Annotated in this window: 11 protein-coding genes; 9 read left to right on the plus strand and 2 right to left on the minus strand. The window is 65.6% G+C overall.

What is annotated here, in order from left to right; genetic code table 11:
- Positions 1-181: 181 nt before the first annotated feature.
- Positions 182-991 (minus strand): outer membrane protein assembly factor BamD, encoded by an 810-nt coding sequence (locus PLC66_RS21050; protein ID WP_324544155.1) that lies wholly within the window; start codon positions 989-991, stop codon positions 182-184.
- 13 nt (positions 992-1,004) lie between these two features.
- On the opposite strand from PLC66_RS21050, the gene rluD reads away from it, so the two are divergent.
- Entirely contained in the window at positions 1,005-1,964 is a 960-nt protein-coding gene (rluD, locus tag PLC66_RS21055) for a 23S rRNA pseudouridine(1911/1915/1917) synthase RluD (protein WP_503012252.1), read from the plus strand.
- The gene (gene pgeF, locus PLC66_RS21060) at positions 1,961-2,731 is read left to right on the plus strand and encodes a peptidoglycan editing factor PgeF (RefSeq protein ID WP_324544157.1); all 771 of its coding nucleotides are present in this window, start codon (positions 1,961-1,963) and stop codon (positions 2,729-2,731) included. Before rluD ends, pgeF begins: the two co-directional genes overlap by 4 nt.
- 47 nt (positions 2,732-2,778) lie before the next feature.
- Here the strand turns inward: pgeF and PLC66_RS21065 are convergent, their stop codons facing one another.
- Positions 2,779-2,994, minus strand: coding sequence for a hypothetical protein (locus PLC66_RS21065; protein ID WP_324544158.1), 216 nt, complete (start codon positions 2,992-2,994; stop codon positions 2,779-2,781).
- A 102-nt stretch (positions 2,995-3,096) separates the two neighbouring features.
- Here PLC66_RS21065 and PLC66_RS21070 point away from each other — a divergent pair, with 102 nt between their 5' ends.
- From PLC66_RS21070 to PLC66_RS21100, 7 genes are all read left to right on the plus strand, one after another.
- On the plus strand, positions 3,097-4,842 hold the full coding sequence (locus tag PLC66_RS21070; protein ID WP_324544159.1) for a PHA/PHB synthase family protein: 1,746 nt from the start codon (positions 3,097-3,099) through the stop codon (positions 4,840-4,842).
- A gap of 107 nt (positions 4,843-4,949) precedes the next feature.
- The gene (phbB, locus tag PLC66_RS21075; protein WP_324544160.1) at positions 4,950-5,690 is read left to right on the plus strand and encodes an acetoacetyl-CoA reductase; all 741 of its coding nucleotides are present in this window, start codon (positions 4,950-4,952) and stop codon (positions 5,688-5,690) included.
- A 225-nt stretch (positions 5,691-5,915) separates the two neighbouring features.
- Positions 5,916-6,656 (plus strand): beta-ketoacyl-ACP reductase, encoded by a 741-nt coding sequence (locus PLC66_RS21080; RefSeq protein WP_324544161.1) that lies wholly within the window; start codon positions 5,916-5,918, stop codon positions 6,654-6,656.
- 124 nt (positions 6,657-6,780) lie between these two features.
- Positions 6,781-7,377 (plus strand): polyhydroxyalkanoate synthesis repressor PhaR, encoded by a 597-nt coding sequence (gene phaR / locus PLC66_RS21085; protein WP_324544162.1) that lies wholly within the window; start codon positions 6,781-6,783, stop codon positions 7,375-7,377.
- Between the two features lie 62 nt (positions 7,378-7,439).
- On the plus strand, positions 7,440-8,771 hold the full coding sequence (gene rimO / locus PLC66_RS21090; protein ID WP_324544163.1) for a 30S ribosomal protein S12 methylthiotransferase RimO: 1,332 nt from the start codon (positions 7,440-7,442) through the stop codon (positions 8,769-8,771).
- Positions 8,772-8,805: 34 nt separating this feature from the next.
- Positions 8,806-9,786, plus strand: coding sequence for a patatin-like phospholipase RssA (rssA, locus tag PLC66_RS21095; RefSeq protein WP_324544164.1), 981 nt, complete (start codon positions 8,806-8,808; stop codon positions 9,784-9,786).
- 10 nt (positions 9,787-9,796) lie between these two features.
- Positions 9,797-11,215, plus strand: a complete 1,419-nt coding sequence (locus PLC66_RS21100) for an FAD-binding oxidoreductase (protein ID WP_324544165.1) — start codon at positions 9,797-9,799, stop codon at positions 11,213-11,215.
- Positions 11,216-11,364: the final 149 nt, after the last annotated feature.

The following is an 11,364-nucleotide window of genomic DNA, read 5'->3' on the forward strand; positions in this document are numbered from 1 at the left end:
CGAGCCACTGCTGCACCGCTATCGCCAGCAGTTCAAGGCCCAGTTCGGCGGCTGATGCAGGGCCGCTGACGGATGCCCGGTCTGCGTGTTCGATGCGCGCAAACCGGGCGTTTGATTCAAACGAAAAAGGCGCCAAAGGCGCCTTTTTCGTTAACTGGTCAGAGCGGGCTGCGAGGCAGGCTCACCAGAGCTGCCACCACGGCTTGTCGCTGACCGGGCCGCCGCGGAAATACACGCTGTCCGGGAAGTTGCTGCGCAGCACGCGGTCCGAGTCGTCACGCAACTGGGTCATGCCGAGCGCGTCGTAGCTCTTGACCAGCAGGAACAGCGCCTCTTCGATGGCCGGCGCCTGCGGGAAGTTGCTGACCGCGGTCTGCGCGCGGTTGATGGCTGCGACGTAGGCGCCGCGGTTGTAGTAGTAGCGCGCGACATGCACCTCGTGCGCCGCGAGCGAATTGATCAGGTACTGCATGCGCGCCCGCGAGTCGTCGGCGTAGCGGCTCTCGGGGAAGCGCTCGACGAGTTCGCGGAAGCTGTCGAAGGCTTCGCGCGCACCCTTGGGGTCGCGCTCGGAGAGGTCCTGGCGCGACAGGTTGGCGAGCAGGCCAAGGTCTTCGTTGAAGTTGACCAGGCCCTTCAGGTAATAGGCGTAGTCGACGTTCGGGTGGTTGGGATGCAGCTTGATGAAGCGATCGGCAGCCGCCAGGGACAAGGCCTGTTCACCCTGCTTGTAATAGGCGTAGGCGACCTCGAGCTGGGCCTGCTGGGCGAAGCGGCCGTAGGGATAGCGGGCCTCGAGCTTCTCGAACAATGTGATCGCGCGGTCGTAGCCACCCTCGGACATGGAGCTCTTGGCTTCGGAGTAGAGTCGCTGGGCGTTCCAGCCCGCCGTCTCATCGACCTGCTCGGGGAGCAGGCCGCAGCCGCCGAGCAGCAGGGCGCCAATGAGCGCGACTTTTCCCGTTAAACTTCCGAGGGTGAACCTGGCCATTGAAGACACTCGCGTGAATGAACGCGCCGATTATATCCCAGCGGACGACGACGACTCGTGCGACGCGCTGACGATCCCTGCCGAGCTCGGCGGCCTGCGCCTCGATGTGGCGCTGGCGCGCCTGCTGCCGGAGCATTCGCGTAGCCGCCTGCAGTCATGGGTAAAGGAGGGCCACGTCCTCGTCGATGGCGGCGTGCCCGACGTCCGCCGCAAGGTCTGGGGGGGCGAGCGGGTGGACATCGATGTGCCCCATCCGCCCGAGCTCGCCGCCGAACACCCCGAGGACATCCCGCTCGCGATCGTGTTCGAGGATGAACACCTGCTCGTCATCGACAAGCCGGTCGGCCTGGTCGTGCATCCGGGCAGCGGCAACTGGAGCGGCACCCTGCTCAACGCCTTGCTGCATCATGATCCGGCGCTGGCAGCGGTGCCGCGTGCCGGCATCGTGCACCGTCTCGACAAGGACACCAGCGGGCTACTCGTGGTGGCGAAGACGCTCGCCGCGCAGACCGAGCTCGTGCGCCAGTTGCAGGCGCGTAGCGTCAGGCGGCATTACGCCGCGCTGGTGCAGGGCGTGCTGAGCGCGGGCGGGACGGTGGATGCGCCGATCGGGCGCCACCCGAGCCAGCGCACGCGTATGGCGGTCGTCGGCAATGGTCGCCCTGCGCTCACCCATTACCTGGTGCGCGAGCGCTTTGCGCGCTGCACACTGCTCGAGTGCCGTCTGGAAACCGGGCGTACGCACCAGATCCGCGTCCATATGGCGCACCTCGGTCATCCGCTGGTGGGCGACGCGGTGTACGGTCAGCGCCGCAGCGGCGAGGCCCTGCTCGACGGCTTCCCGCGCCAGGCGCTGCATGCCTTCCGCCTCGGCCTGCAGCATCCGGCGAGCGGGGCGGACATGGCCTGGGAGGTGCCGATGGCGGTCGATTTTGCGCTGCTGCTCGAGCGTTTGCGCGAGCACTCCGCATGAGCCGTTTCGATACGCAAGCCTTCGATGTCGTGGCGAGCGGGCTATTGCGGCCGCGCTGGGCCCTGCCCGCCAGCGTCGGTGCGTTGATCACGACGCGCGCGGGCGGCTGCAGTACAGGCGCATTCGCGAGCTTCAACCTGGGAAGCCATGTCGGCGACGAGCCGGACGCAGTGGCGCGCAATCGTGCCCGCCTGAGGGCGCATCTGCCTGCCGAGCCGCTGTGGCTGGATCAGGTCCATGGTTGCGCGGTGGCCGATGCCGACTGCGCCACCGGCGTGCCACAGGCCGACGCGGCGGTCGCGCACAGCGCGCAGCGGGTGTGCGCGGTGCTGACGGCCGATTGCCTTCCCGTGCTGCTTTGCGACGATGCTGGCACCGTCGTCGGGGCGGCTCATGCGGGCTGGCGTGGGCTGGCAGCCGGGGTGCTCGAGGCCACGGTCGCGCGCATGAGTGTGGCGCCAAGCAGCCTGCGTGCCTGGCTTGGCCCGGCGATCGGGCCTCAGGCTTTCGAGGTGGGCGACGAGGTCCGTGCCAGCTTCGTGGCCGCGGATGCGGGGGCATCGAGGGCCTTCATTGCCGGCGCCGGGGCGGGGAAGTGGCTGGCGGACATCTACCTGCTTGCCCGCCGCCGCTTGCAGGCCGCCGGCGTGACGCGGATCGACGGCGGCGGCCTGTGCACGGTTGCGTCGCCGCAACAGTTTTATTCGTACCGCCGTGATCGGGTGACCGGCCGCTTCGCTTCGCTGATCTGGCTCAAGGCGCGCTGAATGTTCCCGGGGTCGGGGTGTCCCCATCGGCCTCGCATGGCGCGAAGCTATTGATCGGGGCCCGTTTCGGCTCTATCGTTGCGGTCCATGGCTTCCCGCTCCCTCTGGCGCCGTCTTCTTGCGGGGGTGCCGAAGATCCACATGAACAGCGCGAGCGGAGCCAGACCCCAGAAGATGAAGGTCAGCACGCCGGCGACAATCGTGTCTTCGGAGATGGCGACGAGAATGGCGACATAGAGCCAGGCGATCGGGATCAGGTACATGCGGCGATTCTAACGCCGGTGTTACCCCACCGAGGCCTGTCGCACACTACAAAACAGCATGCGGCGACGATGCGTCGCTGCCGAGAGGATCAGGAGATTCGGATGTCGGATTCAGCGGGCAAGGCGATGCCGCCGGGCGTGCAGGCAATGCTCGACGCGGGCCAGTCAATGACGAAGGGTTTCTTTGAAATGCTCGCGCGCCAGCATGTGGCCATGCAGGACTCCTCGGGTGTTGCCGCGACCAAGCTGCCCCTGCCCGAAGCCGAGGCCTTGGCCGGGCTGCAGAAGGCCTATGCCGAAAAGCACGCCCAGCTGTGGTCCTCGATGCTCGCGCGCAAACCGGGAGAAGCGGGGCCTGAGGTCGTGCAGCCGCCGCCCGGCGACAAGCGTTTTGCCGCACCCGAATGGTCCGAGAGTCCGGTGTTCGACTATCTGCGCCAGGCCTACCTGCTGAACGCCGGGCTGCTCAGCCAGATGGCCGATGCGATGCCGATTGCCGACGGTCGGGCCAAGTCACGCATCCAGTTCCTGACGCGCCAGTACATCGACGCCCTGTCGCCGAGCAACTTTGCCGCGACCAACCCCGAGTTCATCAAGACTGCGATCGAGACCAAGGGCGAGAGCATCTCGCGCGGGGTGCAGAATCTGATGGCCGACCTCGAGAAGGGTCGGATCTCGATGACCGACGATTCGGCCTTCGAGATCGGGCGCAACCTGGCCCTGACGCCCGGTGCGGTGATCTTCGAGAACGAGCTGATGCAGCTCATCCAGTACGCGCCGCTCACCGAGAAGGTGGCGCAGGCGCCGCTGCTGATCGTGCCGCCCTGCATCAACAAGTTCTACATCATGGATCTGCAGCCCGAGAACTCGCTGGTGCGCTTCATCGTCGAGCAAGGCTTCACGGTGTTCCTGGTGTCGTGGAAGAATCCGCGCCCGGACACGGGGGGGCACTTCGGCTGGGACGACTACCTCGAGAAGGGGCCGCTCGCGGCGCTCGAGGTGGTGCGCGCGGTGACGCGGGTCAAGAAGCCGAACGTGCTTGGGTTCTGCGTCGGCGGCACCATCCTCACCTCGGCGCTGGCGGTGGCGCGTGCGCGCGGCGAGGATCCGGTTGCCAGCCTGACGCTGATGACCACGCTGCTCGATTTCAGCGATGCCGGCGAGCTCGGCTGCCTGGTGGACGAGGCCAGCGTCACCGCGCGTGAGGCCGCCATCGGCAAGGGCGGCGTGCTCAAGGGGCAGGAACTGGCGAATGTCTTCTCCTTCCTGCGCGCCAATGATCTCGTGTGGCAATACGTGGTTGGCAACTACCTCAAGGGGAACAGGCCGCCGGCCTTCGATCTGCTGTACTGGAATTCGGATTCGACCAACCTGCCGGGCCCGTTCCTCACCTGGTACCTGCGCAACATGTACCTCGAGAACAACCTGCGGGTGCCGGGCAAGCTGAAGATGCTGGGGCAGAAGGTGGACCTGGCCAAGGTCGATGCCCCCGCTTATCTGCTGGCGGCACGCGAGGATCACATCGTGCCCTGGAAGAGCGCGTACCTGGCGCGCAACCTGCTCGGTGGCGAGACCACCTTCGTGCTCGGTGCCAGCGGTCATATCGCCGGTGCGATCAATCCGGCCAGCAAGAACCGCCGCAGCTACTGGACGGCCGAGGGCCGGCCGACGGATCCCGACGAGTGGCTGGACGGCGCCGGCGAGCACAAGGGCAGCTGGTGGTTGCACTGGATAGAGTGGCTGCGTCCCCACGGCGGCAAGCCGGTGGCGGCGCGCGGTCGTCTCGGCAGCACCAAGTACGAGCCGATCGAGCCCGCGCCCGGGCGCTACGTGAAGGAGCGCGCCTGATCATCGCGTCTTAGATTTACTGGCGACAGCGGTTGGGGGCGGGCGCTGTCGTTGTGCTGTTGGACCGCCCTAAGAACAGAGTCCCCGTTTAGGGAGAGGAGAGAACAATGTCTAGAGTTGCACTGGTAACGGGTGGTATGGGTGGTCTGGGTGAGGCGATCTGCATCAAGCTCGCCGCGCTGGGCTACAAGGTGGTGACGACGCACTCGCCGGGCAACACCAAGGCCTCGGAATGGCTGCAGACCATGAACAACATGGGCTACGGCTTCAAGGCCTACCCCTGCGACGTGGCGGACTTCGATTCTGCCAAGGCCTGCGTTGAGCAGGTGACCAAGGATGTCGGCGCGGTCGACGTGCTGGTCAATAATGCCGGCATCACGCGTGACATGACCTTCAAGAAGATGACGAAGGCCGACTGGGATGCTGTCATCAGCACCAACCTCGACTCCGTCTTCAACATGACCAAGCAGGTCGTGGACGGAATGGTCGAGCGCAAGTGGGGGCGTGTGATCAACGTGTCCTCGGTCAACGGCCAGAAGGGTGCGTTCGGTCAGACCAACTACGCTGCGGCCAAGGCTGGCATGCATGGCTTCACCAAGGCGCTGGCGCTGGAAGTGGCCCGCAATGGCGTGACCGTCAACACCATCTCGCCGGGCTACATCGGCACCAAGATGGTGATGGCGATCCCGCAGGAGATCCTGGACTCCAAGATCCTGCCGCAGATCCCGGTTTCCCGTCTCGGCAAGCCCGAGGAGATCGCCGGCCTGGTCGCCTACCTGTCGTCGGAAGAAGCGGCCTTCGTGACCGGCGCCAACATCTCGATCAACGGTGGCCAGCACATGTTCTGAGCCCCGTCGGGCAGGAACGAGCCGTACCTCGAAGCGCCCCGCAAGGGGCGCTTCCCTTTTGGGTGCATGAATACATTCTTTATTGCGACGCAACAGCTCTTGTCAACAGTGTTTATAATGAAACCGCAATGCAGCTGATGCGCTGCGGCATGAAGCGCCGGAACGATTTCCTGCCCGCTGGGCGTGAAAACTCGGCATCGAAAACTGCTCCAGAAGGATGTCCAGATGTCCCAGAAAATCGCACTCGTCACCGGCGCCATGGGCGGACTCGGCACTGCGATCTGCCAGTCGCTCGCAAAGGATGGCATGAAGGTCGTCGCCAACTGCCTGCCCGGCTTCGACCAGAAGGAAGGCTGGCTGGCCGCGCAACGTGACCTGGGTTTCAATTTTGTGGCTGCCGAGGGTGACGTTTCGGACTATGAGTCCTGCGCGGTCATGATCGCGAAGGTCGAAGCCGAAGTCGGCCCGATCGACGTCCTTGTGAACAATGCCGGCATCACCCGCGACAAGTTCTTCCCGAAGATGGAAAAGGGCCACTGGGATGCGGTGATCAACACCAATCTCAACAGCCTGTTCAACGTCACTCATCACGTCTCCGCCAAGATGGCCGAGCGTGGCTGGGGCCGCATCATCAACATTTCCTCGGTCAATGGCGTCAAGGGTCAGGCCGGGCAGACGAATTACTCGACGGCCAAGGCCGGCGTGCTCGGTTTCACCAAGGCGCTTGCCGCAGAGCTGGCGACCAAGGGCGTCACCGTCAACGCGATCGCCCCGGGCTACATCGGTACCGACATGGTCATGGCGATTCGCGAGGACATCCGTCAGGGCATCATCGACACCGTGCCGATGAAGCGCCTCGGTCGTCCCGACGAGATCGGCGACCTGTGCGCCTATCTTGCCTCCGACAAGGCGGCCTACATCACGGGGGCCACGATCAACATCAACGGCGGCCTGCACATGGGTTGATTCTTGCGTTGCAGCATGCGTGAAATCACGGAACCCCGTCGAATGGCGGGGTTTCGTTTTCGCGCCGCGATATAATCCCGACGTAACCAAGAGCGGGATCGACCGCCGCCGAGGAGATGGATAAATGCCGGAACAGCAGCGCCTCATCAAGAAATACCCGAACCGTCGCCTGTACGACACGCGCACGAGCTCCTACATCACGCTGGCCGATGTCAAGGAGCTCGTGCTCAACAACGAGGAGTTCCAGGTGGTCGACGCCAAGACTGCCGAAGATCTGACGCGCAGCATCCTGCTGCAGATCATCCTCGAGGAAGAGGCAGGGGGGGCGCCGATGTTCACCAGCGATCTGCTCGCGCACATGATCCGCTTCTACGGCAACGCCATGCAGGGCATGATGGGCAAGTACCTTGAGAGCAACATCAAGGCGTTCACCGAGATGCAGGGCAAGCTGCAGGACCAGGCGCGGGCGATCTACGGTGACAACAGCCCGGTCGGTCAGGACCTGTGGGCGCAGTTCCTCAACTTCCAGGGGCCCGCGCTGCAGAGCATGATGGGCGCCTACGTCGACCAGTCGAAGAAGATGTTCGAGCAGATGCAGAGCCAGCTCGAAAGCCAGACGCGCAACATGTTCACCGGCTTCCAGTTCCCGAACTACGTCAAGCCCGAGGACGGCAAGCCGGCCGAGCCGTCGGCGACGGGCAAGGGCGACAACCAGAAGTAAACCCCGCGTGCGTCGGGCTTGCCGAACGCACGCAGGCCGACCGCGGACAGGCATTTCTACGCATGACGACTTTCAAAACCCCGGATGTGCCGCGCGTCGGCTTCGTCTCCCTCGGCTGCCCGAAGGCAACCGTCGACTCCGAACACATCCTCACCCGCCTGCGGGCCGAGGGCTACGCGATCTCTGGCAGCTATGACGATGCCGATCTGGTGGTCGTGAACACCTGCGGCTTCATCGATGCGGCGGTCGAGGAGTCGCTTGACGCCATTGGCGAAGCGCTCAACGAGAACGGCAAGGTCATCGTCACTGGCTGCCTCGGCGCCAAGGACGACGTCGTCCTCGCCGCGCATCCGCAGGTGCTCGCCGTGACCGGCCCGCATGCGACGGAAGAGGTCATGCACGCGGTGCACAAGCACCTGCCCAAGCCGCATGATCCGTTCACCGACCTGGTGCCGCCGCAGGGCATCCGCCTCACGCCACAGCATTACGCCTACCTGAAGATCTCCGAAGGCTGCAACCACCGTTGCACCTTCTGCATCATCCCGTCGATGCGTGGCGATCTCGTCAGCCGGCCGATCCACGAGGTGATGCGCGAAGCCGAGGCGCTGGCCGACGCCGGCGTGAAGGAGATTCTCGTCATCTCGCAGGACACCTCCGCCTATGGCGTTGACGTCAAGTACCGCACCGGCTTCTGGGGCGGCCGACCGCTGAAGACCCGCCTGTTCGACCTCGCCAAGGCGCTCGGTGAGCTCGGCATCTGGATCCGGATGCACTACGTCTATCCCTACCCGAGCGTGGACGATCTGATCCCGCTGATGGCCGAGGGCAAGATCCTGCCTTATCTCGATGTGCCCTTCCAGCATGCGAGCCCGCGCATCCTCAAGGCGATGAAGCGTCCGGCCAATGCCGAGAACGTGCTCGAGCGCGTGCGCAAGTGGCGCAGCATCTGCCCGGATCTGACCATTCGTTCGACCTTCATCACGGGCTTTCCCGGCGAGACCGAGGAAGACTTCGAGCTGTTGCTCAATTTCCTCGAGGAAGCGCAGCTCGATCGCGTCGGCGCCTTTGCCTACTCGCCGGTCGAAGGCGCGGCGGCCAACGAGCTGCCCGGCGCGGTGCCCCAGGAGGTGCGCGAGGAGCGCCGTGCGCGCCTGATGGACTTCCAGGAAGACATCTCGACGCAGCGCCTCGAAGCCAGAATCGACCGCGAGATGACCGTGCTCGTCGACGAGGTTGACGAGGAAGGCGCGCTGGCCCGCTCGCCGGGCGATGCACCGGACATCGACGGTCTCGTCATCATCCCGGATGGCGAAGGTCTCGCTCCCGGCGATTTCGTGCGCGTGCGCATCACCGATTGCGATGTGCATGACCTCTACGCCGAAAGGCTGGACTGAGGGCCTCGCTCATGCGTGCGCGGAGTCGTGACGCATGAGTCCGGCCGCCGTGCTGGGGGCATTGAGTCTCGAGTCATCCGGTGGTGATGGCCGCGGGCCGGTCATCGGACTGGCGCTCGGTAGCGGTGCTGCGCGCGGCTGGGCCCATCTCGGGGTGCTGCGTGCGCTCGCCGCGGAGGGCATCGTTCCACAGGTCATCAGCGGCTGCTCGATCGGTGCGCTGGTCGGTGCGGCCGCAGCCTCGGGTGATCTCGACAAGCTCATCCGGTGGGCAGAAACCCTGCAGTGGCAGGACGTCGTGTCCTTGCTTGACGTGTCCCTGCGCGGTGGTCTGATCAAGGGTCAGAAGCTGATCAGCTTCTTCGAGCGCAATTTCATCGACCGCGACTTCTCCGAGCTCGACCTGCGTTTTGCCTGCGTCGCCACCGAGTTGTCCACCGGTCGCGAAATATGGCTGCACGACGGCAGTGTTGCAGCGGCGGTCCGTGCCTCGATCGCGCTCCCCGGGTTGATGACGCCGGTGATGCATCACGGCCGCCTGCTGGTCGATGGCGGCCTGGTCAATCCGGTGCCGGTGTCGCTGTGCCGGGCGATGGGGGCCGATGTCGTGATCGCGGTCGATCTCGGATCGGACATGGTCGGCCGCGCCGTGCGTCGCAGCGCGGTGAGACCGGCGCCCGAGGAGGAGACCGAGGCGGGGTGGACCGAGCGCGTGCTGGCGCGCCTCGGCATCGCGCAGGGCGACCTCGATGCCATCCTGCGCCCGGGCTCTTCTGCCCCGGCAGACAACCTGCCCTCGCTCGTGTCGGTGATCAGCTCGAGCATCAACGTCATGCAGGTGCGCATCGCCCGCAGCCGCCTGGCCGGTGAGCCGGCCGACGTGCTAATCGCGCCGCGCGTGAGTCAGCTCGGGCTGATGGACTACCATCGTGCCGACGAGGCCATTGCCGAGGGCGAGGCCGCGGTGGGGCGGGTGCGCCCGCTGCTGCGCGAGCTGGTTGGCGGCGGGGAATGAGGAGGGTGGCATGAGTGTGCTGATCACGGCGTTGAAGCAACGAGTCGGGGCGGCGAATGTGCTGACCGATGCGCAGGAGATGGCGCCCTTCCTGACGGACTGGCGGGGGCGCTATCACGGCAGCGCGCGTGCCATTGTCCGCCCAGAGACGACGGCCGAGCTGGCTGCGGCGGTCGCGGTGTGCGCCGAGGCCCGGGTGCCGATCGTGCCGCAGGGCGGCAATACCGGCCTGTGCGGCGGCGCCACGCCACTCGACGACGGGCGGGCTGTGGTGATGGCGCTCACGCGCATGCGACGCGTGCGCGAGCTCGATGTCGACAACAACACGATCTGTGTGGAGGCGGGCTGTACGCTGGCCCGGGTGCAGTCGGCGGCAGCCGACGCCGGGCGTCTGTTTCCCCTGTCCCTGGCTTCGGAGGGCAGCTGCCTGATAGGCGGCAACCTGTCGACCAATGCCGGCGGGGTGCAGGTGCTGCGCTACGGCAACATGCGCGAGCTGGTCCTGGGCCTGGAGGTCGTGCTGCCCGATGGCCGCATCTGGAACGGCTTGCGTGGCCTGCGCAAGGACAACACAGGCTACGACCTCAAGCAGCTCTTCATCGGTGCGGAAGGCACGCTGGGCATCATCTCGGCCGCGGTGCTGAAGCTGTTTCCGCAGATCCGAGCGCGTGCAACGGCCTGGGTGGCCGTGCCTGATCCGCAGGCTGCGGTGCGCCTGCTCGGCCTGCTGCAAGCGCAGTGTGGCGAGCGGGTGAGCGCGTTCGAACTCGTCGGCCGCAGCGCGCTGGAGCTGGTCCTCCGCCACATCCCCGGCGCCCGTGCGCCGCTGGCTGCGCCGCACGACTGGAGCGTGCTGGTGGAGCTCTCCGACCCGGCGCATGATGCCGCACTCGGTGAGCAGCTCGAGCGGGTGCTGGGCGTCGCCTGCGAGCGCGGTCTTGCCCTCGATGCCAGTATCGCCGCCTCCGGGGCGCAGACCGATGCCCTGTGGGCGCTGCGGGAGAACATCTCCGAGGCGCAACGCATCGAGGGGATCAGCATCAAGCACGACGTCTCGGTGCCGGTGAGCCGTATCCCGGACTTTCTCGAGCGTGCGGCCAGGGCGCTGCGGGAGCGGTGGCCGGATGTGCGCGTAGTGGCCTTCGGTCACATCGGCGACGGCAATCTGCATTACAACCTGTCCAAGTCCGTCGCCGAGGACAATCCGGCCTTCATCGCCCGTACGCCCGAGGTCAATCGCATCGTCCACGACCTGGTCTGTGAGCTGGGAGGCTCGATCTCCGCCGAGCATGGCCTGGGCCAGCTCAAGCGTGACGAGATCCTGCGCTACAAGTCCAGCGTGGAGATGGAGCTCATGCGCGCGATCAAGCGCGCACTCGATCCTCTGCAACTGATGAATCCCGGCAAGCTCATCGCCCCCGAAGCCTGAGGCAAGCCGTTCGAGCCGAATGTGGGGTATGGGAAAGATCAAAAAAGGGGTTTACAGAGCAGGATGTCCAGCCTATAATGCGCGCTCTTCGGTGACGGGGGTATAGCTCAGCTGGGAGAGCGCTTGCATGGCATGCAAGAGGTCAGCGG

Source organism: Thauera sp. (genome assembly GCF_035444905.1).
GTDB lineage: Bacteria > Pseudomonadota > Gammaproteobacteria > Burkholderiales > Rhodocyclaceae > Thauera.